Here is a 25,184-nt window from a genome sequence, read left to right on the forward strand (position 1 = left end):
TAATGAAATGATATTTTCAAATATTTTTTCAAAAATTTTTTTCGTTATCTGTAAAACTTCGGTTAAGGGTATAAAAAACCCCGCCTTTGGGCGGGGTTCTACATTTAAATGAGATAAAGTGGCTGCTATGGCGGTTTAGCGCAAACTACTCGTATTGAGCAGGTCTGCGACGGATTCTGTTGACGAGGCATGATGATTGGTACGGAACACCACTACCCCATCGAAAACATCAATCAGCACAGGCTGGTTTTTTTCGATCTCACCGGCTATGATTTTCTTGCTTAAGGGGTTGACGATTTCTTTCTGAATAACCCGTTTGAGCGGCCTGGCTCCAAATTGCGGATCGTAGCCGGCGACGGCCAGGTAATCGATCAGATAGTCAGTGAAGTCAACCTGATAGCCATTTTTACTCATTTGTTCCTGCAGGTGTCTGAGCTGGATGTTGACAATTTCGCGGATTTGCTCTTTCATCAAAGGCTGGAACAGGATGATTTCATCAATCCGGTTCAGAAATTCAGGCCGAATGGTCTGACGCAGCAGAGCCATCACTTCAGCCTTGGTGCGTTCCACAATTTCTTCCTTGTTATCATCTGTAAGCTGATTGAAGTTTTCCTGGATGATATGGCTGCCCAGGTTGCTGGTCATGATGATGATGGTATTTTTGAAATTCACGACCCGGCCTTTGTTATCGGTTAGCCGGCCATCATCGAGCACCTGAAGCAAGATATTCCATACGTCGGGATGTGCTTTCTCGATTTCATCTAACAGAATCACGGAGTAGGGTTTGCGACGAACGGCTTCTGTAAGCTGCCCGCCTTCTTCATAACCCACATAGCCGGGAGGAGCGCCTATAAGCCGGCTCACCGTATGTTTTTCCTGGTATTCACTCATGTCGATACGCGTCATCATCCGCTCATCATCAAACAGGCATTCAGCCAGGGCTTTGGCCAATTCCGTTTTACCCACGCCGGTGGTACCCAGGAAGATGAACGAACCAATGGGCCTGCGCTCATCCTGCAGGCCGGCGCGGCTTCTGCGGATGGCATTCGCCACAGCCTCGATGGCTTCATCCTGTCCTACTACTCGTTTATGCAATTCATCTTCCAGATGCAGCAGTTTTTCCTTTTCACTTTGCATCATACGGGTTACGGGTATGCCGGTGGCTTTGGACACGATTTCTGCAACATCTTCTGCATCTACTTCTTCCTTTAGCAGGCGTTTATCAGCCGATAATTTTTCCAGCTCTTCGGTATATTTTTTTACCAAATTTTCCTGCTCCCGGATGCGACCGTAGCGGATTTCAGCCACACGGCCATAGTCTCCGTTCCTTTCGGCCTGTTCAGCTTCTATTTTCAAATTTTCAATCATTGCCTTGGCAGCCTGAATTTTATCTACAATCTCTTTTTCTTGCTGCCATTTGGCTTTTAAGGCATTGCGTTGTTCAGACAATTCTGAGATTTCACGATTCAGTTCTTCCAGTTTGGTTTGATCGTTTTCTCGTTTGATAGCTTCTCTTTCAATTTCCAGTTGGCGGATTTTTCTCTCCAGTTCATCAAGCTCTTCAGGCATGGAATTCATTTCCAGCCGCAGCTTTGCGGCTGCTTCATCTATCAGGTCAATGGCTTTATCGGGCAAAAACCTGTCGGTAATATACCGGTGAGAAAGCTCCACGGCTGCTATGATGGCTTCATCTTTGATCCGCACATGATGATGCGTTTCATAGCGATCTTTCAGACCGCGGAGGATGGATATGGCGTCTTCCACACTCGGTTCATCAATCATCACCTTCTGGAAACGCCTTTCGAGGGCTTTGTCGCGCTCAAAGTATTTCTGGTATTCATTCAGGGTTGTAGCGCCAATGGCACGAAGCTCACCCCGTGCAAGAGCAGGTTTCATGATATTGGCTGCATCCATAGCACCCTCCATGGCTCCGGCACCCACCAGCGTATGGATTTCATCGATAAAGAGAATCACTTCGCCATTGCTTTCGGTAACTTCTTTGATCACGGCTTTCAGGCGTTCCTCAAATTCACCCCGGTATTTAGCGCCGGCCATGAGGGCCCCCATGTCGAGGGCATAAATCACTTTGGTTTTCAGGTTTTCCGGCACGTCGCCATTGATGATGCGATGGGCCAGGCCTTCCACAATAGCCGTTTTCCCCACACCCGGCTCACCTACCAGGATGGGGTTGTTTTTGGTACGGCGGGAAAGAATATGCAGGGTACGGCGGATTTCTTCATCGCGACCGATAACCGGATCGAGCTTACCGGCTGCGGCCAGCTCATTCAGGTTACGGGCATATTTCTGCAAGGCATGAAATTGTGATTCGGCCGTCTGGCTGCTTACCGTACTCCCCTTTCGCAGGTCAGCAATAGCAGCACGGAGGCCTTTTTCAGTCATGCCGGCATCTTTCAGCAGCTTTGCAATATCGTCATTACCCATCAGCAATGCAAGCAGCAGGTGTTCCACACTCACAAATTCATCCTTAAATTCTTTTGCAAGTGAAGAAGCACGCAACAGCACATTGTTCATGTCGCGGCTGATGGTTTGTCCACCTTCGCCTGATTCCAATCTGGCATATCGTTTCAGAATTTCATTCAGCCTTGACTGCAGGTAGGTTAGGTTTACTTCATTTTTTTTCAACAAATATTCCATTGTATCAGGATTCTCATCCAGCAGGGCTTTTAGCAGATGCCCGGTTTCAATAGCCGGATTGTGTGCTTCAAAAGCCAGCTGTTGAGCCCTTTGAATGGTTTCCTGCGACTTAATGGTGAATTCATTTAAATTCATACGTCAATTTTTTAAGGAAAATTTACCTTAGCGTATCAAATTTGACTCCATCCTGTCTGATCCGGAAATCATGTCATCCATGCGATCTTTTTCCTGCCTGAATTTCAGCTTACTTGTGTGCAGTCTGTTAATTTTTCTGGTTTTTGATGCTGGAGCACAAGCTGCTTATCCTGAATTAAACAAGATTATTTTGGCTCATCAGCGTGTATATAAAGGTCGGATTTATGTGGTGCTTGAACAAAATGGGCATCTTGTGTATCAGGATTCATTGGGCGGGTACAATAGGGAGACTACATTGCCAGTGGCTTCTGTAAGCAAATGGTTAAGTACGGCGTTGATCATGACTTTTGTAGATGAAGGAAAAATTGCACTGGATGATCCGGTGGGCAAATATTTACCCGCATTCAACAAGGGTTTGAAAAGCCGGATCACGATCCGCGATTGTCTCAGGCACACGACCGGTTATTTTGCCACACCTGCTTTCCGGCGCATTTACCGGCGTACTAATACCCTGGCCGCATGTGTGCAACAGATTAGCCAGCAGGTTCCGCTGGAAGCTGAACCTGGCCAGGCTTTTTATTATAGTCCTTTCGGCTTGCAGATTGCCGGACGGGTCATTGAAGTGGTATCGGGGAAAAGCTTTGTAGAGAACTTTGAAGAACGTATTGCTCGTCCCTGCGGCATGCAGCACACATCTTTCGCGCGACCAGCCAATCCGGAACTGGCCGGTGGTGTCTATTCCTGCCCCCTGGATTTGTTGCATTTTCTGGAAATGATTGCCAATAAAGGAGTTTATCAGGGTCACCGAATTTTAAGTGAAAAAGCCCTGCAAGAAATGCAGCGCAATCAGATTGTGAACATCCCCATCAGATATTCTCCGGTTGAAGGAGCTATTCATCAGCAATGGTTTTATGGGCTGGGAGAATGGGTAGAAGCTGAAGATAGAGACCATCAACCCTTGTCGGTCAGCAGTCCCGGTCTTTTCGGAAGTTATCCTTTTTATGATATTTCACGTCAGTTGATAGGCATTATCTTCACCCTTCGGCTGGATTTCGAAGACGTCATGCAGGCCGATTGGAGTATTCGTCAAGCTATCAATCAGCTTTTTCCGTCACGCACAGGCTTACTGGAACAATCACAACAGCATGAAGGTATCTTAAGTGTGAATGAAATACCATGAACCCGGTAGCAGCCAGACATACGGCCCTTGTGAAGCAGCTGTCCCGAAAGCTTGGATTTGATTATTGTGGGATTGCCCGTGCAGCTACATTAGATGAAGATGCCAGGAGGCTGGAAAAATGGCTAAACAAAGGTTATCATGGCACCATGGTTTATATGGAGCGGTATTTTGATTTGCGGATTGATCCGCGAAAACTGGTGCCTGGAGCTCAATCTGTGATCACCCTGTTGATGAATTATTTCCCGGCACGCAAGCAGAGAGCCGATAGTTACCGGATTTCAAAATATGCCTATGGCAGGGATTATCATCGGGTCATCAAAAAGAAACTCAAGCAATTGCTGAAAAGTTTGCAGGAACAGATCGGTAAGATACAGGGGCGTGGATTTGTGGACAGTGCGCCAGTGTTGGAACGCGCCTGGGCTGTACGTTCTGGCCTGGGATGGGTGGGAAAAAACGGCAATCTCATCACCCGGCAACAAGGTTCTTTTCTTTTTATTGCCACCCTGATTACCGATCTGGAACTGGTGTACGACGATCCGTTTGCCAAAGATTATTGCGGAACCTGTACCCGCTGCATCGATGCATGTCCTACGCAGGCTATTTTGCCGGATAAAATCATTGATGCCAGTCGTTGTATCTCTTATTACACCATTGAACTGAAAGCCCATATCTATCCGCAGGAAGCTGAAGGCAAATGGAAGGATTGGATTTTCGGATGTGATATCTGCCAGGATGTATGCCCCTGGAACCGTTTTAGTCGTGTAAGCCAGGAAGCTGATCTGGAGCCAGTTCCCGAGATCCTTGATTTTTCCACACAGGAATGGGAACAATTAACCGAAGAAAAATTTGTGGAACTATTTGGTCATACTCCGTTGAAACGTGCAGGATGGGAAGGACTGCAACGCAATATCCGATTGATAAAAAAGAATCAAACCAATTTTTGAATAGGCTGAAAATATTGGGTGTAAGATGCAATCGCTGACATTGCTGGAGATTTTGATTGCCATTGGTTTTGTGGCAATTTTGTTTTCCTTTGTCCGGGATTATTGGATGAAGAAAAAGAAAACAAATGTTCCTCAAACAGCCACTCCGGATGCAGGCAGATCGTCGATTACCCTGCCCCTCCAGTTGCAGGCTTATGAACGCCTGGTGGTTTTTATGGAACGCATATCGCCGGAGCAATTGGTATATCGCTTAGGAAAAATTGATTTACCGGCGGCTGAGTTATATGCATTGATGGTTCAGGATATCCGGGAAGAATTTGCACATAATGTAAGTCAGCAGATTTATGTTTCCCAGGTGGCATGGGATGCGGTGGTGCATGCCAAGGAATACATGATCAGCCAGCTGAATCTACTCATGGGTCAGCTTCCTGCAGAAGCCCGCAGCGCGGATTTGTGCAAGCAAATGCTTTCGCATTATCTGCAGCAACAGCCTTCACCCTTGCAGGTAGCGCTCGACGTACTGAGAAAAGAAGCCAGGAAACTGATGTAAGTCCATCTTGAAACAGGAAGGGTATATGCTGGTTGCATATACCCTTCGTTCAACATTAGGAATTCTCTTTACAGGTGAATGGCTTCGCCGTAGGCCACTTCGATGGCATCTTTGACGGATTCGCTGATGGTGGGATGCGGATGGATGGAATCCAGCACTTCGTGATAGGTGGTTTCCAGTTTACGTGCCACTACTGTTTCGGCAATGATTTCCGTTACATTGTAGCCAATCATGTGGGTACCCAGCCATTCGCCGTATTTGGCATCGAACACCACCTTGATGAATCCTTCGTTGGCACCGGCGGCTGTAGCCTTACCGGAGGCAGAAAGCGGAAATTTACCCACCTTCACTTCATAACCGGCTTCCCGGGCAGCTTTTTCGGTATAGCCTACCGAAGCAATTTCCGGTGAACAATAGGTACAGCCAGGGATATTGTGATAATCAATGGGTTCAGGCTTGCGGGCATATTTTTTCTCCTGATAGGCAATGTGTTCCACACATACAATACCTTCTTTGGAAGCTACATGAGCCAGAGCTGGTCCCGGAATGCAGTCGCCGATGGCGTAAATACCGGGTACATTGGTTTGGTAATAAGTATCTACCGCAATTTTTCCTTTTTCTGTTTTGATACCCAATGTTTCCAAACCGATGTTTTCCACATTGGCTACGATACCCACGGCGCTAAGCACCACATCAGCTTCCAGGGTAATGTTGCCTTGCGGCGTTTTGACAGTGGCTTTCACGCCTTTGCCCGAAGTATCAACCCCTGTAACTTCTGAGCTGGTATAGATTTGCATGCCTTTTTTGCGGAAAATTTTTTCCAGTTCGCGGGAAATATCTTCATCCTCGTTGGGTACAATACGCGGCAAAAATTCCACAATCGTTACTTTGGTGCCGATGCTGTTGTAGAAATAACCAAATTCTACGCCGATCGCGCCCGAGCCAACGATGATCATGGAAGCTGGTTGTTCGGGCAAAACCATGGCTTCGCGATAGCCAATTATTTTTTTATGATCGATTTTCAGATTGGGTAATTCCTTGCTGCGGCCGCCCGTGGCAATAATAATATGCCGGGCTTCGTAGGTGGTGGATTTGCCGCTGGTATCGGTTACGCTGATTTTGCCTTTTGCAACAAGCTTGGCTGTGCCCTGGATGACATCAATTTTGTTTTTGCGCATCAGAAACTGAACGCCTTTGCTCATTTTATCGGCTACAGCTCGGCTGCGCTTGATCATAGCCGGAAAATCGGGTTTGGCCTGTTCCACCTTTATGCCGTAATCAGCTGCGTGCAGGGCATATTCCATGACCTGTGCACTTTTCAGCAGGGCTTTTGTGGGGATGCATCCCCAGTTCAGGCAGATACCGCCCAGGGATTCACGTTCCACGATAGCCGTTTTAAATCCCAGTTGTGCAGCTCGTATTGCGGCTACGTAGCCACCCGGACCGCTGCCGATAACAATCAGATCATAAGCCATAATTCATTGTTTTTGAAGGAATGAGGCTTCAAAGGTAAAAAGAAATGGCTAAAGCTTCAGGACGGATGCGCGACTGCTTCCTCACCATACAACTGGTCGCGGAACCGAAGGGATGGAGAAGGAATAAAAGGGCCTATACCCAGGGATTCCCATTTGGCATCCACAGCCTGAATGGTTTGCAGATCGGAAACGATGATGTTGGGCCAGTCGCGCTGAAAGCCGTCAAATTCGCGGGTTTTGATAGTACCATCCAGGCCTATGATCCCTGCAGCCATGTAATGATCGCGTCTGGGATCCAGGTTATTGGAAATACGCCACAAGGCAACGGCCAGGTCCTGCACATCTACGGTATGTTCGGCATATAAAATCATTTTCACACCCGCTTGGGCAAAGATCTGGGCACAGGCAGCATGTAATTCGGCAATATGTCCTTTGCGGTTTTTACGAATAGCGATCAATACGCAGGGAATCTGCCGATGCAGCAAGGAAACATTGACGTCCCGAATCTCCGGAAACCGTTGCTGCAACTGATGCAGCTCAGGCAAGGCGTCGGGCTGACAGGTTTCATGGGTTTCGATATCTATTTCTTCTTCCCATTTGCGGGTGGCATCTATGCACATTTTGCCGCCTATACCGGGTTTGCTGCAGGCATGATCCAGCACATCCATAGGTCCCTGGCTGAAGTAAATATCCCGCTCGGGACGTATGTGGGCAAAAGCATGCCGGGCAAGGGTTTCATAGTCATGAATATCCACCTCTTCATCCACGATGATCAGCATCTTATTGAACATCATCTGCCCTGCTCCCCACATGGCATTCATGACTTTCTGGGCGTGTCCGGGAAATTGTTTGCGGATTTTAACTATGGTGAGGTTGTGAAATACCCCCTCAATAGGCATATCCATGTCTTCCACTTCGGGCAGCAGGGTCATTTTGATGGGCACAATGAATATGCGTTCGGTGGCTTTGCCAATCCAGGCATCTTCCTGAGGAGGTATGCCCACAATAGTAGCCGGATATATTGCATTTTTGCGGTGGGTGATGCAGGTAACATGAAAACGCGGATACCAGTCGGGCAATGAATAATAGCCTGTATGGTCGCCAAAGGGGCCTTCCCAGATTGGGTCTTCCGCAGGGTCAACATATCCTTCAATCACAATATCCACATCGGCAGGCACCTCTATATCCTGGGTGAGACATTTCACCAGTTCCACCCTTTTTTTCCGAATAAAACCCGCTAACATATACTCATCCACATTATCGGGCAAAGGGGCTGTAGCGGCGTAGGTATATACGGGATCGCCACCCAGAGCCACGGCTACCGGCATTTTCAAGCCTTTGGCTTTGTAGGCCTGGTAATGGCGGGCCGATACTTTGTGTTTATGCCAATGCATGCCGGTCATGTCTTTGGTGAAAACCTGCATGCGATACATGCCTACATTGCGGATGCCGGTGTCCGGATCTTTGGTATGGATAATGGGCAATGTGATAAAAGGCCCGCCGTCTTTTGGCCAACAGGTAAGGATAGGCAGCCGGTGCAGATCGGGCTCTTCCATAACTACCTCCTGGCAGGCCCCGCGTCCTTTCCTGCTCACCGGCATCCATGATGCCAGCTTGCCAAGGGTCGGCAGAAGAGTTAATTTTTCTATCAGTGACCCTTTGGGTAAGGCTAATTCTTTGAACAGTGATTCCATCTCCCGGCCGATATCGTCCAGATTATCCACTCCCAGCGCCATACACATGCGTCGATAGCTGCCCATGGCGTTGATCAGCACAGGAAAATCATATCCGGTATTTTCGAAAAGCAGGGCTTTCCCTCCGCCGGGTGATTTGCACATGCGGTCTGTGATTTCGGCAATTTCCAGCCTGGGATTTACATACGTCCGGATGCGTACCAGTTCGCGGGCCTGCTCCAACCGTTCTACAAAAGCCCGGAGGCTGCGGTAAGCCATCATGCGTTTTTACTTTTTACAAAGATACGATTCCCTCCTGCGGCATTTTATGCTGTGTAACCTAAACTTCAATCCAACCGGTGGGCACGTACGCCTGAATGCAATAACCGGGATACTCGGATTCAGCCCATAACCATTTTTCAAGCATGGCTCCGCCACACGAGCAAACCTGATGTTTGCAGGCATAACAAAGCCGATAACTGTGATGCCTGCAAATGCACATCATTTTCGTAAGTTTATAGCGTTCATGGATCGAAAAGGCCTTCTCACATCGTTCACAATGCAGATAGGGTGAAGAAACAGACGGCAAAGACATAGGCAAATAGGTTTTGGATCTTAAAAGCCTGCAACCTATACACCCGGTACGCAGCCTATCTGCGTGCATTTTCCTTCAGGCGAATTTTTAGGTTGGATTGATTTTAATGAAATATCATTTCAATCGAATCTGTATTCCATCCTTTTACAATCCATTTCAATGCAGAGGTCGGTGATAAAGCCTGTAAATCATATTGCACGGTAATGATGCGGCTTTCACCCGGAGCCAGAGAGAAATAGTTAGCCGACCAGTAGGCAGGCAAAAATTCTGCTCCTGTTTGTGCATCTGTGAGCTGGTTGTGAATGAAAAAAGCCAGGGAAGAGCCTGTATTATGAATCCGGAAACTTATCCATAACCGGTTTTGTTTGATTTGTTTGTGGAGCAAATGGATGTGCAGGCTTGAAGGTTGGAGTGCATGAAATCCGTTGAATTGTCCCGTGGGGCTCATCCAGTATGTATTTTCATCCAGCAGTTTCCCTTCGGCATTCATAAGGGAAAGATGCAGGAATGTGATGCTGTTTTTTGCAGGCCGATACATGAAGCGTTTGTCTAAAGGTGTAACGGATGATGGAGCAACTTGTATGCTTGTGGTTTCAGTTTTTATCATGTTACCGGTGCTATCAAACCACTGGATGCGAGCCTGCAGGGTATGAGCATGATAGGTGCGATTGACAAGGGTAATGGTACTATCATCCGGGTTGAACTGGAGATGGAGAGGTGCACAGGCTGATTGAATAAAATAATAACCGGCGTTGGGCTCCAGATACCAGTCAAATATTTGCCAGATAACACTGGGAAAGGCTGCATTGAGTTTCCAGAGCATCACGCCTCCGCGGTCGTTCAGCAGATGTCCCACCGATTCGAAGATAGCCCGGTAAGCTTCGGCATTCATCAACTGCATTTTGTTACTGTAATCTTCCATGCTTGTGGGAGCACCATAACGGTTAATCATCTCTTGCAGGTAGGTTTCATAATGTCCGTTTCCTGTGCAGGCATCATGGTAGCCCCAGGTGTTATTCAGCGGAAAAGGCAAGGCGGTATCGGGTACCAGATCGGGAATGATCTTGTGCAAGGTAGCATAAGGTGGCTGGGAAGGGATGCCGGTTTCATCCTTAAACACCCAGTCTTTTCCCTGATCGGCCAGTGCAAAATAATGTTCTGGTTTTTGCCAGGTGTAGGGCCCACCGCTGTATACGCCGGCAGGCTGGTTATCTGGCCAGGAAGCAGCCCAGCCGGCAGGCAGCCTGGCAAAGCCGGAAGAGCTGGGAATGAAGGGTCGGGTTCCGTCAAGCGTGGCAACTGCCTGGCGCATCGCATCATACAATTCTTTACGGGCATGGCCTTCGTTACCGCCTGTCCATACCAGCAGGCTGGGATGATTGCGCAGCCGTAAAATCGTACTGATGACATTTCGGATAAACACATCGCCCTGCACCGGCCAATCGGGTGAGCCCTTGAATTCGCCCTGGGTATCGCCAGTAATCCAGAAGTCCTGCCACACCAGCAGCCCGTAACGATCAGCTATTTCAAAGAAAACATCCGGAGGAGCCACTCCCCCGCCCCAGATGCGGATCAGGTTCAGATGAGCATCGCGGCACAATCTCAGCGAGCGATCAAAGCGAAGCGAATCTTCCTGCAGCATCATATCGGGTACCCAGGCGCCGCCGGTAATGGCTATTCGCCTGCCGTTAACATAAAAATCCCTTCGTGGCCAGTTATCAACCATGGTTACTCGTGAGCTCACGCTACGTACCCCAAACAGAAATGTGGTATCATCAGAAATCCGTCCATCACCCGTTATCAAACGCAACCTGATGCGGTATAAATTTGGCTTCCCATAGCCATTGGGCCACCACAGATGTGGATGCTTCCAGATTAGTTCACGGAATTGACGGGAATCCAGGCTCACCGCAAGATTGGCCCGTGGACTTAATCGAACGGATTTTATGATCTCAATGGGTTTGCTTTCAAATCCTTCTCCGCTGAAAGTAGCTATCAGCTTACCTTCTACTGGGTGCGACTGCAGGTTGCAAAGGGTCAAATGCAAGGCAATCGTTGCGGTGCTGGTGTCCGGAAGATCGGGCAACTCCGTGATGATTTGCGGATGCTGAATAACAGCAGGCCCGGTAAAACGCAGATAAACCGGTTGCCAGATTCCCATATTGCGGTCGTGTACTTCCGGAATCCAGTCCCACCCCACCGAACACAACATGGTAACATTTTTCCCAATATCTCCTGTGGGCCCACCGTTGAGATAAAAATCGCCCAGAGCCTGCAATTGAGGATGAGATGGCATGCCTGGATCATCAAGCGGAAAGATTTCAACTGCGAGTGCATTTTTTTCACCAAAACGAATCTGATCCGTCACATCAAATGCATATTCGGCAAACATGCCTACCATCGTAGCAGAATCGGCGATCTGCCGACCATTCAGCCATACTGCAGCGCGGTAGTTTATACCCTTGAAAATCAGCTGCACCCGCTGTTCCGACCGGGATTTCGGTACTTCAAACACCGTGCGATACCAGTATGGCTTTTTCCAGGGATTGGATACGTGCGGCAGGTAGCTGTATTTCGAAAGTCCATATTGCAGGTTAAATGAATCATTGGCATCGGGAATGAGCATGTTGTTCAGGCCCACATGCGGATCAGGATACACATGGTTTTTGACCAGTGTGGTGAGCACGGTGCCGGGTACCACCGCCGGGAACCAATAATCGCGCGCCACAAAGGAAGGTTGCGAGAGAGAGGCACCGTCATAACCGGCCACTTCTGCGGAAAGCATTTGAAAATGCGAAAGCATTACTTGTCCAACAGCAGAAGACTGAGCAAATACAGCCTGTGTAAATGCTGAAATCAACTGCAGACAACCCAATACAATAGTTCGATGAAAATACCTGAATCGCATGATTTCCAGAATATGGCGGTAAAATTATACACGCTTTTGGCAATTGCACCGAAATGGATAAAAAAAGCAAACATCAGGATAAAAAAGTATGGAGCCCGTGCTTACCCATCAGGTGGCCATAGCTCAGAAACCAGAAATGAAGAAATGTGTTAGTTGTAAACAGCTACCGTAAAAGCCTGGAGCAATGGGTCAAGATGTTTATGCAAAGCAGTTATCCAATCACGGCCATACCAGGCATAATAGGATGAGAAATTTTCAATTCTTTCCTGCAGATGATTATCAGGAAACAATTGTTGATGTATGCGCTGGATTTGGGCTGTCTGGATGTGCATTTTTCGTTTCTGTGCGCGAAGCATTTTCAGTTCCAGGTTTTCCAGCAAATGTTGTGTACGTACCTGGGCAGCTTTTGCCGAAGCAATCAGCGTGCTGTCAATAGCACCTGCTTGTTGGATGATTTGCTGAAAAATTTCATTCACCTGTGCGTGATAAGCATGCAGGCTGATTTGTGCGCCGGCTTCCTGCATCACATATTTCCGGATCAGGGTATCCGGATGCTGAAACACATCTGCACAACCGATATGCAGGCGCTGCATGAGCCGATAGGTTTTTTCCGGAATCCATAACCATGACGAACGCAACATCAGCAGCGGATAGTGCACATCAAAATGTGCAAACAAATCTTTCAATTCGAGCCAGTAAGCCAGCTCACCTCCCCCACCGATAAATGCAAGATTGGGCAATAGTTTTTCCTGCATCAGGCCACGCAGCATTACATTTGGACTGATTTGTTCGGGATGTTCGTGTATCCACTTCTTTAATGCGGTTTCATCCCAGCTTATTTGGGTGTTTAATACTTTCCAGGTAGTACCGTTTCTTATGATTCGTTCGCGTACCTGTTCATCGAGATAAAACAGATTTATTTCACGGGGATGTGCCTGCACGGTATGGAGCTGGGATAATGCATGAATGGTTTGTTGTACGATCTGATAGGTAGTTTGTTGCAGCAATTCTTCCTCGAAAACGGGTATCATGGCCCTTTTGAAAGCCGGCCTATCCGGCATGAAAATCACCAAACCATATTCACCAAACAAGGCATTGCACAGATATAGAGTTGCCGTCTGGATATCGTTGTGTTTTAGATAAGCTTCCCGGAACAGCTGCATGAGTTCCTGTGCATAGGGTGTAGGGGGCAACAGCCCGGCTATTTCATTTATCATTTCATCCAGACCTTCCGGTTTCATGCGCCCTACTGCCCCCTTCTGGTGGGTTTGCCAACGCAGGTAGCGACCTTCGAGATACAAGGTGCTCAATTCTTCCAGGTCATTGTCTTCACTGCCCATAAAATATACCGGCACGAAATGATAATCCGGATACCGTTCATTCAATGTTTCTGCAAGCCTGATGGCATGAATGATTTTGTAGATCACATACAGATATCCGGTAAACAAATTGGGCTGATGGGCCGTGCATACGGTAAAGGTCCACTCATCACGCAGCAAAGTGATGTTTTCCTTTACCTTTTTGTGCAGCGGTATATTGGCATATTGAGCAAGCAATTCATCTGCAAGCAGATCCCGGTAAAAAGGAAATTGCTTGCGTTGCCGGATGATGGAAAGAAAATCGGTTTGGTGTGGGCTGTATTGATAAAAGGGCTGAAGATGGGTCTGCTCATGCAAATAGTCGAGTATAATGGATGAGAAGTATCCGGTTGCGTCGTAAGGAACATGCTGAATCTGACAATCCATGAATGAAATATCTTTTTAGCTCCGGTTAAGAGACAAGCTCGCCTTCGAGATCGTAGTCATACGCCCGGTCAATGCGTACCTGCACCAGGTCACCCGCACGAAGTTTTGTATCGGTATGAATGATTACTTCGTTATCGACTTCGGGAGAATCAAATTCCGTTCGCCCAACATAGTGCCCAGCCTCCCGGCGATCGACCATCACCTTCATCACCTGGCCGATGCGGGCCTGATTTTTTTGGTAGGAAATTTCTCGCTGGCAATCCATCAGCATTTCGGCCCGTCGTTCTTTTTCTTGCTGAGGAATTTCATCCCGCAGAGCAAAAGCACGGGTATTTTCTTCATGTGAATAGGTAAATACACCCACCCGATCAAAACGCACCTGTTCCATAAAGGCTATCAGTTCTTCCACGTGCTGAAGCGTTTCGCCGGGAAATCCTACGATGAATGTGGTACGCAGGCAGATTTCAGGAACTTTTTCTCGAATAGCGTAAATGAGCTGTTCAATATATCGTCGATCTGTTTGCCGGTGCATAGCCTGCAGGATAGGATCGCTGATGTGCTGCAGCGGAATATCCAGGTATTTGCAGATTTTGCTCTGGCGTTGCATAATCTCCAGCACATCCATCGGGAATTGGGCTGGATAGGCATAATGCAGGCGAATCCACTGAATATCGGGTATATCGGAGAGCTTATCGAGCAAGGTAGCCAGCATGCGTTTTTTGTAAAGATCCAGGCCGTAATAGGTCAGTTCCTGAGCGATCAGAATCAGTTCTTTGACTCCTTTTTCAGCCAGTTTGCGGGCTTCCAGCACAATCTCCTCCATAGGGCGTGACACGTGCTTACCGCGCATCAGGGGGATGGCACAAAAGGCACAGGTGCGATTACATCCTTCGCTGATTTTTAGATAAGCATAGTGTTTGGGCGTGCTTAGGAGGCGTTCTCCGATGAGCTCCTGCTTGTAATCGGCCTGCAGCAGCTGCAGCACTTCGCGGTAAGGCTCGGTACCGAACCATGCGTCCACTTCCGGTATCTCATCGGCCAGTTCCTGCTGATAGCGCGCACTCAGGCATCCGGTTACGATTACCCGCTCTACCTTACCTCTTTTCTTTCGCTCTACCTGTTCCAGGATGGTTTGAATGGATTCGGCTTTGGCTTTTTCGATGAAGCCGCAGGTATTGATGATCACTACTTCATGGTCGGATTTGTGGCTTTCGTGCGACACGGCAATATCGTTGGCACGCAGCTGTGCGCTGAGCACTTCACTATCTACCAGGTTTTTGGCACATCCCAGGGTGATGATGTTTACCTTGTTCGGCCGGAAAGTTTTTGTTTTCAAGCTTTGCGCAATTGTGATGCAAAGGTACCAATCATTTGCCGTAAACCCGTCTTTACGCTTTTTCACGGGCAAAGGTGGTAAAGGCACTCCAGTCTTTTTCAGCCCATCCGTTTTCCATGGCTTGTTGAAGATGACGGGCAACTGTTTCGGTCAGGGGCATGCTGATTTGCTGTGCAGCAGCGGCTTGCCGCACCAGGTTTACATCTTTCAGTCCCAGGCGTACGGAAAACTGGGCATCGTCAAAGTTTTGTTGCAAGATCAGCTTTCCGTATCCCTGATAGGCCGGGCAACTGAACAGGGTGCTGGTGATCATCTGGTAAAATTGTCCGGCATCCAGCTGATAGGATTCTACCAGATGATACGCTTCGGCCATGGCTTCCATAGCGGCTGCCAGCAAAAAATTTATTCCCAGCTTAGCCACATTGGCATGCATGGGGTTTTCGCCATAATCAAAAATTTGCCTGGCACCCATATCCCGGAGAACAGGCTCTATTTGCTTTTTAGCAGCGGCATCTCCGGATATGCAGATGTGGATGGCTTTGGCACGGGCGGCTTCAGGCCTGCCCATAATGGGAGCCGACAACAGGATGCGTTGTTTTGACACGTAATCCTGATGCAATTGCCGGATGAGTTGCGGAGAAACGGTGCTCATGGAAACGTGTATGCCATTTTCCGGTAAATGGCTCACAATATCCGGGTTCAGTTGTGCCAGCGCATGATCATCGGCTATCAGCGAAATGACTATCTGCACCTGTTTGCATAGTTCAGATACCGAATGGCAGATATGTGCCTGGTGCCGAAAAGCCTCTAACTTAGAAACCGTGCGGTTGTACAAATACAACCGGTAACCAGCATCTATCAGATGCTGAATGAGCGGTTGTGCCAGATGTCCTGCGCCAATAAATCCTATCGTTTTATGATCCATAGCTTTTGGTTTTAAATGATTCTGTTGATATTCTGCAATATATGCGCAGCCAGCAAACCGATGGCAATAGCCAGCGTGAAACTCAGCAGGGTTCCCACCATCACATATTCTGTGAGCTGCCGGTCGTGTGCATCTTTCAAATCACCAAACCGGAAGATGGATTTGGCTGCAAACAAAAATCCCACACCCTGCCATTGACCTAATACCACAAACCATAAGATCAGGATCCTTTCCAGCATACCGATCCATTGCCCGGCATGCAGCAGGGATGCTTTGTCGCGCACCTGGGGCGTCCAGCGGGCAATCCATACGCGTATCAGCATGGAGCAAGGCAGGGTAAGAAACAGCAAGGCTGCTATCCAGACGAACAGGGATGGGGTGATCCATCCGGATTCGAACCAGGGCTGATGCAGGTACCAACGAGCAGCTATCCACAAGCTGAGGATGTGCAGGAGCTGGTCGGCCAAAAACAATCCTCCTTCCGGCATATGCAGGCTGCGTTTAGCGAAATATTTTCCCGTGTCAATAAGCCCATGCACCATTCCTACGCCTATGGCCCATGGCCAGAAATCCAGCCTGTAGCTCAGCAGCCAGGCAAGCAAGATATGCAAGAACAGGTGTACGTATAGTTGCGGAGCCTTCCAGCCGTGCTCATCTCTGGCCTTTACCCAACGTGAAGGCTGCAAGAAGAAATCTCCTATCCAATGTGCAATTAAAAGCCGGATAAACAACATCAGCTAAAACACTTTTGTATTCTTTCCCGAAAACGCCGTTCAACCTCCATGATTTCCTGAAAATACGCTGTTTTCAGCCTTTTGCTCACGGCATGTTGCTGAATATGCAATTTTTTCCCAAGCTCTTCCTGCGAAGCCTCCGGGAATTCAAGGGATAACTTCACCACTTCGGCTGCTTTGCTGGTCCAGTGATCCATGGCTATGCCACACAGCCGGAAGTAGAGATTCATTTCTGTATCGAACTCTGGATCCGGACTTTTTATGCCCAGCAATTGTTTGTCTTCTTTCAGGTTTTCAAATCGCTGCCCCGAATGGGTAAAAGCGGTACCATTGCTTTCTGTAATCCGCTCTCCCAAATATTCCACTTCACCCAGGCCAATGGCCATTCGCACATCCAGTTGTTTCAACATTTTGATGCAGGCTTTGAGATAAATAGCCATCCGGAAAGCGCGTGCTGGCTCCTGCAGCATCAGCTGAAAGCTGTCGCCCCGGAATATTTCCCAATTTTCCGGTGAACGGCCTGCTGTGGAAAGCGCATCTTTCAGTTGCTGCATCCACAAAGCCGGCGATAATTTTCGGGAATGAACCACATCGCCTGTAATGACTGCGACCATTGGTCAAATATAAACCGAATTTCCGGCATGCTACATTTTATTCCATTAAAACGGCATAAATGAAATCATCACTTTTTTGTGGAATGATGGGGCTGAGAAAAAGATAATCCTGCTTGCAGGAAACGGCCTATTTGCGTGCCGGTGCGGAAAAGATGCTGGCGGGTAGCAGCTATATGGTCTGCCAAAGAGCCGGGGCCGTTGACAATGGAAAAAATGACATCGAAATGTTGTTGCAGGCTGGGTGGAATATGGTGAGGAATTTCGCCGGCAAGGGCAACGACGGGAAGATGGCGAGCATGTGCCTGTTGGGCTACCGCGAGCGGAGCTTTGCCATCGAGGGTCTGGGCGTCGAGTTTTCCTTCGCCGGTGATGACGAGATCGGCGTACATCAGGGCTTGATCCATATTCGTGTATTTGAGGAAAAAATCGGCTCCGGGCAGCAGGGTGGCTCCCAGCCAGGCATGCAGGCCTCCGGCCACGCCGCCAGCAGCGCCGGCTCCAGGATGTCGCAACAGTGAAATGCCGGTTTGTTGGAGCGTAACTTCTGCAAAGCGGTGTAAAGCTTCTTCCAGACGGGCCATCATAGCGGGTGTAGCGCCTTTTTGCGGGGCATAACGGGCCACCGTGCCCTGGGGTCCCAGCAAAGGAATTTCCACATCGCACAGCACTTTCCATTGCAGGGTGTTGTGCAACGGTTCCAGTGCCCGGTCATCAATGCGGTGCAGGCGGTGTAGCTGCGTGGGCAGGCGGGTTAGCACTTTACCCTGACGATCCAGGAAAACAGCACCCAATGCCATAAGCAGGCCGGTACCTCCGTCGACGGTTGCACTGCCACCTACGCCGATGAGTATTTCACGGGGATGCCTGTTTAAGGCGGCCAGTATCAGCTCGCCGGTGCCGAATGTATTTGCCTGAAGGGGATTCAGTTCATCAGGTTGCAACAGGCGGAGGCCCGAAGCTGCAGCCATTTCTACCATAGCTGCTCGCTGCTCGTGCAGCCATAGCCAGCGGGCATGGATTGGGCGCATCAGGGGATCGTGGCAGCGCACTTTGTAACGCCGCCCTCCCAGATGAAATTGCAAGGTATCGGCTGTAAAGTCGCCACCGTCGGCTACCGGGAAAAGCTGAATCTGTTGGGCAGACAGACCCGCCTGGTGCAGGCCGCGTGCGATGGATTTTGTGGCTTCAACAGCCGACAGGCTGTGCTTGAAACTGTTGCAGGCAACCAAAATGTTCATGGTGAAAGGCTTCCTGTATCCGGAGCGACAGCAGGAGGTTCTGCATTTTGCTCAATAAGCCGGAAAAGCTCGTCCAGCTTGGGTGTGATGATGATTTCGGTACGTCGGTTGCGGGCGCGACCCTCCGGTGTACTGTTGGTATCCACCGGATCATACCAGCTGCGCCCCGAAGCCGTGATATGCAGCGGGCTTACATGATAGTCGTTGATCAAAATGCGGGTTACCGAAGCAGCCCGTGCCAGACTCAATGCCCAGTTATCCGGATACCGGCCATGGATGGGAATGGAATCGGTATGCCCTTCTATGTCAATGTCCAGATCGGGATGTTCGTTCAGCACCTGAGCCAGCCTGGCAAGCGCTTCCACCCCTTTGGGTTCGACTACTGCACTTCCTGACTTGAAGAGCAATTTTTCCTGCAGCGACACATATACCTTTCCATTTTTCATTTGCACACTCAGTTCATCAGATTTGAAGCCCATCAGCGCACGGGCAATGGAATTCCGGATGCTGTCCATCAGGGCATGTTGCTGGCGAAGCACCTGTTGCAGGTGGACAAGCTGCTGTTGCTGTTCGGCTAATCTTTGCTGTTGCTGCTGAATAAGTGCTTGTGATGACTGGATTTGTTTTTGTTTGTTGCTGATTTCCATGGCAGCGGCCTGAATATAGCGCTGCAGCTGATCGTTGACATCTGCCAGCTGGTTGCGAAGGCCAGCTACCGTATCATTGCATATCTGCAACTGACGACTCAGCTGCAGACTGTCTTGTAGCAGGTTAGCTACATGCAGGCGCGCCTCTACATATTTCTTCTGCGACACACAGCCACCCGCCACCAGGCTTATCCAAATGATCACCGGAATCCATCTGCTGTTCATAGATGCATCACAATTTCGCATGAAGATAGCAAAATACAGGCTAATATCCGATGCTGCTTAAAAACTTTAACCCATACCTCTTTTATCAGGCATTTGTTTTCATTGGCATATTATCTTCTGTTGGATGAATATTTGTTTCAAAACAAGCTGGCCTGTTCTTTAATTCCTGTATCATCCTGTTTTTCCCAATGGATTTCAGCAGGCTTGCCTTCACAAATTTTGGTTCCTACTGCTTTCCATCCGGTAACAGCTATTGCGGATGCCAGTTGTATGCGTTGCTGCCGGGCTTCGGATCTGCGTTTGCCGGTAATCATGGATGCTATGGGTGATGGATCTGTCGTTGCCAGCAGCAAAACAGAATTCGGATGTTCCCTTATGAATGAAAATACAGTGTCTTCACTTTGCGTTTCAATGTGAAAACGTTTTGCAAAACAGGCGTCTTTTTCACCGTCATAATAAATTGCAGTGATTGTTTTTGCTGGATCAAATTTTTCAATTAGCATTACTGTATGCGGATCGTAGCGATGGGTAAGGGCAATATCATTCAGCTCATACGTTCCATTTTTATAGATGATTAAAATTTTATCATCTGGATAAAAATTTCCCAGCAATTGCCCTTTGCCTTCTGTATTCAGGCGCCCTATTTCGGGATCATACCACCGCTGTTCAGCCTGAATGATGCCGGCTGATTTTTCTTTTATCTTCACTGTTTTTATGGGATAACGGGTTACCTGATTGCCTTGTGCCTGGCGGTTTTTCACATCCAGATCAGCAAAATTGAATTCAAACACTTTCTTTCTGGCAGAGCATGAAGGGCTTAAGGTGATTTGTACGATTTCCGTTTCACCATTCGGATTGGCAGAAAAATAGTGTACGCGTGTACGTGTAGATTTACCCAACGCATATTCTTTGTTTAATGTAATACCACCTACCTGGAAGCGTTTGGCGTAGGTGATGCCCGAATCCAAATCGGTGTAAATCATGTGGTAAATAGTTTTTTCATCTTTATGAAATACACCAGCGTAAAGTATTTGCCGGCCTACAAAAGTTTTCTCACTCACACGGGTTACCAGCATGTATCCATCCTTTCGGAATACGATAATCTGATCCAGATCCGAACAATCGCATACAAATTCTTCTTTTTTCAACGATGTGCCAATGAATCCTTCTTCCCGTTGCATATAAAGTTTGGTGTTGGCCATGGCCACAGCTGTAGCCTGGATGGTATCAAATACGCGAATTTCCGTTAACCGCTCACGGCCTTTGCCATATTTCTTTTTCAGATTTTCAAAATATTGAATGGTGAATTCGGTAAGATGATTCAGATTGTATTGGGTTTCCTCAATGTGTTGTTCGATCTGCCTGATATCTTCTTCGGCTTTGTTAAGATCGTATTTGGAAATGCGTTTAATTTTGATTTCGGTTAATTTTACAATATCGTTATCTGAAACCGGGCGATGCAAAACATGCAGATAAGGCTGCAGCCCATTTCTGATGGTTTCCAGCACCTCTTCCCAGCTTTCTGCATTTTCAATATCACGATAAATCCGTTTTTCTATAAATATTTTTTCCAGACTTGCAAAATGCCATTCATCTTCCAGTTCCTGCAATTTGATTTCAAGTTCTTTTTGGAGCAATGAACGGGTGTAGTTTACATTGTATTTCAGGATATCGCTGATGCTTACAAAATGAGGTTTATCGTCAATGATGACACATGCATTGGGTGAAATGCTGATTTCACAATCGGTAAATGCATACAGGGCATCTATGGTAACTTCAGGTGAAACGCCCGGTGCGAGCTGGATTTCAATTTCAACATCTTTGGCCGTATTATCAACCACTTTTTTGATTTTGATTTTTCCTGCATCGTTGGCTTTGATGATGGAATCAATCAGTTGTGTAGTGGTTATGCCATAAGGAACATCGCGGATGATTAATGTTTTTTTATCTTTTTCTTCGATGTGTACACGTACTTTTACACGACCACCTCGTTTGCCGTCCTGGTATTGGCTTACATCAACCATATCTCCTGTTGGAAAATCAGGATATAGCTGAAAAGGTTTGTTTTTAAGATAAGCGATTGCTGCATCAATGATTTCACAAAAATTATGAGGCAGGATACGTGTTGACAGCCCCACAGCAATGCCTTCCACGCCTTGCGCCAGCAGCAGCGGAAACTTCATGGGCAAGGTAAGAGGCTCATACTTTCTCCCATCGTAACTCAGCTGCCAGGTAGTGGTCTTGGGATTAAAAGCCACTTCCAGCGCAAATTTGGAAAGCCGGGCTTCTATGTATCTCGGAGCAGCAGCTTCGTCGCCTGTGCGTATATCGCCCCAGTTTCCCTGTGTTTCAATCAGTAAATTTTTTTGTCCCAGATTCACGATGGCTTCTGCGATAGATGCGTCGCCGTGCGGATGGTATTGCATGGACTGACCGATGATATTAGCCACTTTATTAAACCGGCCATCATCCATTTCCTTCATGGCATGCAATATGCGTCGCTGCACGGGTTTCAATCCGTCTTCAATAGCAGGCACAGCGCGCTCCAGAATCACGTAGGAAGCATAATCCAGAAACCAGTTTTCATACAATCCACTTACTGCCGTTATGTTGTGCAAAGTTTCTTCCTGATTTTGTTGAAATGTTTTTTCCTCGCTCATGGTTTGCTTATTTACTCATTTTGCATCTGATCAGCAGATAAATCATTTACCTGTGCAGCCGGTTGTTCGCCGCCTGCGATACGTATCAAGGGTTTCTGATGCCATTCTCCTTGCATTTCTATCAATCCAGATGCATGCAGTTGTTTCAATCGCCATATCCAGAATTCATCTCCGATATCTATTCCAGATCGTTGGCGAAAGATAGATAGCAATCTGGATAATTTCATCCAATCTGTATTGCAACATTTCAACAATGTTTCATCATAACTATCCACTGTAATTGATGCACATTTTCTTTCGCCTGCTGATTTTCGCAACAAGCTCTCTTGTTGTTGTAATTTTTGCCATTCTTCTTTGTCGGCCATCATTTCTTCAGATGAAAGAGGTGTAGCCAATCGTTTGGCTTTGGGGTATTCTCTTGCAGGAATTTGTGAAAGTTTTTCGGGAAAGAAAACCTGAAATTTTTCATTCAAAAAAGGAAGGTTATGCAAAAAAATCAATTCCACGCGCTGATCAAAATCGCTTACCCAGGGCAGCAGCGAAAAATAGCCGCAAACCTCCCGGAGATGATGGGTCATCCAGATCCATACATGCAACTGATCATCTGCTTCCATATTTTCCCTGAGCTGTCGGCGCAGACTTCCTTCCTGAAAAACAGCCTTATTGTCGTCTTCTTCTTGGATAAACAAATGATTTTTCAACCATTGTTTTCTGGTTTCCCATTCATAGGAAGCAGTGATGACTGGGCCATACCGATAATCATCTTCCAACACCAGAATATCATCACGCAGGGTTGGATCTAAATCAAATGCCTGTTGGAGGAATCTGACCGCATCAGGATCGAATAACACATGTATGATACGTTCCACTTTGATTACAGTTTCAGTTTCAACCATAACAAATCCATGCATTATCAGGCAACAGCTTCGGCTGAGATCGCTTCTTCCACCACATCTTTTTCGTAACGTAGGTTTTCAATGATGAAATCCTGGCGAGCCGAAGTGTTTTTGCCCATGTAGTAATCGAGCAGTTTGTGAATTTGTGTATCCTTGCCAATAATCACGGGTTGCAGCCGCATGTTTTCACCGATGAAATACCCGAACTCTTCTGGAGATATTTCACCCAATCCTTTAAATCGGGTGATTTCTGGCTTACCACCCAGTTTCTGAATGGCTTGTCGTTTTTCTTCTTCGGAATAGCAATAAATGGTTTGCTGTTTGTTGCGTACGCGGAACAAAGGTGTTTCGAGGATATAAAGATGACCCGCACGCACCAAATCAGGGAAAAACTGCAAAAAGAAAGTCAGCATCAGCAAACGGATGTGCATACCATCCACATCGGCATCAGTTGCGATGACTACACGATGATAACGCAAACCATCCAATCCTTCTTCAATATTCAAAGCATGTTGCAGCAAATTGAATTCTTCATTTTCATACACGATTTTTTTGGTTAATCCGTAGCAATTCAACGGTTTGCCGCGCAGGCTGAAAACGGCCTGTGTTTCCACATTACGAGATTTAGTGATGGATCCGCTGGCCGAATCACCCTCTGTGATAAACAATGTGGTTTCAAGTTTTTTAGCCTGAAATTCCGGATCATTTTTATCCTCATCATTCAAATGAATACGGCAGTCACGTAGCTTGCGGTTATGCAGATTGGCTTTTTTGGCTCTTTCATTGGCCAGCTTTTTAATGCCGCTGAGTTCTTTTCTTTCGCGTTCACTTTGTTCAATTCGTTTCTTGAGTGCGTCTGCTGTGGCAGGATTTTTATGCAAATAATTATCAAGTTCCTGGCTTAAAACTTCGCTTATAAAATTTTTGATAGTTGGACCGCCTTCATACAGGTAAGTGGATCCCAACTTAGTTTTTGTTTGTGATTCAAACACAGGCTCCTGCACACGGATGCTGATAGCGGCACAGATAGAGGCGCGGATATCTGCAGCATCATAATCTTTCTTGTAAAAATCGCGAATGGTTTTTACAAATGCTTCCCTGAAAGCCGACAGATGGGTACCTCCCTGTGTGGTATACTGGCCATTGACGAATGAATAATATTCTTCACCATAGTGATTGCCGTGTGTAATAGCAATTTCAATATCTTCCTTTTTGATGTGAATAATGGGATAACGTTGTTCCTCTTCGTTGATCTTGGCTTCCAGCAGATCGAGCAATCCGTTTTTGGAAGTAAATATCTGTCCGTTTAATACAATCTGCAAGCCTGCGTTGAGGAAACAATAATTTTTGATTTGTGTTTCAATGAATTCAGGAATGAAGCGAAAATGACGAAAGATATCCGGATCAGGAGTAAAATAAACCCATGTACCGTTGGGCTCCTGGGTGGGCATGGACGGAGTATGGGATACGAGTACACCTTTTTCAAAAATGGCTTCCGCAGCCTGGCCGTCGCGGAAACTTTTAATATGGAAACGGGTTGACAATGCGTTGACGGCTTTGGTACCAATACCGTTCAGTCCTACGGTTTTCTGAAATACCCGATTATCGTATTTGGCTCCGGTATTGATTTTGGATACGGCATCCACGAGTTTGCCCAGCGGAATGCCTCGCCCGTAGTCGCGCACGGTGGCTGCATGATCGGTAATTTTTACTTCAATGCGTTTTCCAAAACCCATCAGGTATTCATCTACTGCATTGTCAATGATTTCTTTCAGCAAAATGTAAATACCATCGTCCATGCTCGAACCGTCGCCCAGCTTGCCAATATACATGCCGGGCCGCAGGCGGATGTGCTCACGCCAGTCGAGCGAACGAATGGCATTTTCATCATACGCATGAACAAGGGTTTGTTTTTCGGCCATAACTAATTGATTTTATCATGATCTCCAATTCCTTATCAGGCAAAATTATGATTTCGCCTGCATTTTGCCGGATATTTATCTGCGTTGATCACCATTTATGCACATGGCTTCCCTTCTGCCATGCAGC

Annotated in this window: 17 protein-coding genes; 3 read left to right on the forward strand and 14 right to left on the reverse strand. The window is 47.3% G+C overall.

All coding sequences use genetic code 11. The features are described 5' to 3' along the window. Window positions 1–135 precede the first annotated feature (135 nt). Window positions 136–2,790, reverse strand: a complete 2,655-nt coding sequence (gene clpB / locus BM367_RS11085) for an ATP-dependent chaperone ClpB (RefSeq protein WP_092460503.1) — start codon at window positions 2,788–2,790, stop codon at window positions 136–138. 79 nt (window positions 2,791–2,869) lie between these two features. Between clpB and BM367_RS11090 the strand changes: the two genes are divergently transcribed. Genes BM367_RS11090 through BM367_RS11100 form a run of 3 tightly spaced genes read left to right on the forward strand, consistent with a single transcriptional unit; the run spans window position 2,870 to window position 5,464 of the window. Further along, entirely contained in the window at window positions 2,870–3,970 is a 1,101-nt protein-coding gene (locus BM367_RS11090; protein WP_177224213.1) for a serine hydrolase domain-containing protein, read from the forward strand. After that, window positions 3,967–4,914, forward strand: coding sequence for a tRNA epoxyqueuosine(34) reductase QueG (gene queG / locus BM367_RS11095; protein ID WP_092460506.1), 948 nt, complete (start codon window positions 3,967–3,969; stop codon window positions 4,912–4,914). Before BM367_RS11090 ends, queG begins: the two co-directional genes overlap by 4 nt. A 25-nt stretch (window positions 4,915–4,939) precedes the next feature. Continuing rightward, a complete protein-coding gene (locus BM367_RS11100) occupies window positions 4,940–5,464 on the forward strand; it encodes a DUF7935 family protein (RefSeq protein WP_092460508.1) in 525 nt (174 codons plus the stop codon). Between the two features lie 68 nt (window positions 5,465–5,532). On the opposite strand, the gene lpdA is transcribed toward BM367_RS11100, so the two are convergent. The 13 genes from lpdA to BM367_RS11165 all read right to left on the reverse strand — a co-directional run bounded on the left by lpdA (window position 5,533) and on the right by BM367_RS11165 (window position 25,057). Next, entirely contained in the window at window positions 5,533–6,939 is a 1,407-nt protein-coding gene (gene lpdA, locus BM367_RS11105) for a dihydrolipoyl dehydrogenase (RefSeq protein WP_092460510.1), read from the reverse strand. A 56-nt stretch (window positions 6,940–6,995) separates the two neighbouring features. Continuing rightward, window positions 6,996–8,894 (reverse strand): menaquinone biosynthesis decarboxylase, encoded by a 1,899-nt coding sequence (locus tag BM367_RS11110; RefSeq protein WP_245759971.1) that lies wholly within the window; start codon window positions 8,892–8,894, stop codon window positions 6,996–6,998. Between the two features lie 416 nt (window positions 8,895–9,310). Next, window positions 9,311–12,115, reverse strand: coding sequence for a beta-mannosidase (locus BM367_RS11115; protein ID WP_092460514.1), 2,805 nt, complete (start codon window positions 12,113–12,115; stop codon window positions 9,311–9,313). A 149-nt stretch (window positions 12,116–12,264) separates the two neighbouring features. Then, the gene (gene bshC, locus BM367_RS11120) at window positions 12,265–13,860 is read right to left on the reverse strand and encodes a bacillithiol biosynthesis cysteine-adding enzyme BshC (protein ID WP_092460516.1); all 1,596 of its coding nucleotides are present in this window, start codon (window positions 13,858–13,860) and stop codon (window positions 12,265–12,267) included. Between the two features lie 25 nt (window positions 13,861–13,885). Then, window positions 13,886–15,196 (reverse strand): 30S ribosomal protein S12 methylthiotransferase RimO, encoded by a 1,311-nt coding sequence (rimO, locus tag BM367_RS11125; protein WP_092460518.1) that lies wholly within the window; start codon window positions 15,194–15,196, stop codon window positions 13,886–13,888. A 52-nt stretch (window positions 15,197–15,248) separates the two neighbouring features. Beyond that, entirely contained in the window at window positions 15,249–16,121 is an 873-nt protein-coding gene (locus tag BM367_RS11130; protein ID WP_092460520.1) for an NAD(P)-dependent oxidoreductase, read from the reverse strand. 11 nt (window positions 16,122–16,132) lie between these two features. Continuing rightward, window positions 16,133–16,855, reverse strand: coding sequence for a DUF3307 domain-containing protein (locus BM367_RS11135; RefSeq protein ID WP_092460522.1), 723 nt, complete (start codon window positions 16,853–16,855; stop codon window positions 16,133–16,135). Then, complete coding sequence (locus BM367_RS11140) at window positions 16,855–17,469, reverse strand: SatD family protein (RefSeq protein ID WP_092460524.1); 615 nt, start codon at window positions 17,467–17,469, stop codon at window positions 16,855–16,857. The genes BM367_RS11135 and BM367_RS11140 overlap by 1 nt, the downstream gene beginning before the upstream one ends. Window positions 17,470–17,537: 68 nt before the next feature. Further along, window positions 17,538–18,707 carry a glycerate kinase family protein gene (locus BM367_RS11145; RefSeq protein ID WP_092460526.1) on the reverse strand — a complete coding sequence of 390 codons (1,170 nt, stop codon included), beginning with the start codon at window positions 18,705–18,707 and terminating at the stop codon, window positions 17,538–17,540. Continuing rightward, a complete protein-coding gene (locus BM367_RS11150) occupies window positions 18,704–19,579 on the reverse strand; it encodes an OmpA/MotB family protein (RefSeq protein WP_245759972.1) in 876 nt (291 codons plus the stop codon). Before BM367_RS11150 ends, BM367_RS11145 begins: the two co-directional genes overlap by 4 nt. Window positions 19,580–19,716: 137 nt before the next feature. Next, window positions 19,717–22,239 (reverse strand): DNA gyrase/topoisomerase IV subunit A, encoded by a 2,523-nt coding sequence (locus BM367_RS11155; RefSeq protein WP_092460529.1) that lies wholly within the window; start codon window positions 22,237–22,239, stop codon window positions 19,717–19,719. An 11-nt stretch (window positions 22,240–22,250) separates the two neighbouring features. Further along, window positions 22,251–23,135 (reverse strand): DUF3658 domain-containing protein, encoded by an 885-nt coding sequence (locus BM367_RS11160; RefSeq protein ID WP_177224214.1) that lies wholly within the window; start codon window positions 23,133–23,135, stop codon window positions 22,251–22,253. 17 nt (window positions 23,136–23,152) lie between these two features. After that, a complete protein-coding gene (locus tag BM367_RS11165) occupies window positions 23,153–25,057 on the reverse strand; it encodes a DNA topoisomerase IV subunit B (RefSeq protein WP_092460532.1) in 1,905 nt (634 codons plus the stop codon). Window positions 25,058–25,184 lie beyond the last annotated feature (127 nt).

This window comes from Thermoflavifilum thermophilum (assembly GCF_900116565.1).
GTDB lineage: Bacteria > Bacteroidota > Bacteroidia > Chitinophagales > Chitinophagaceae > Thermoflavifilum > Thermoflavifilum thermophilum.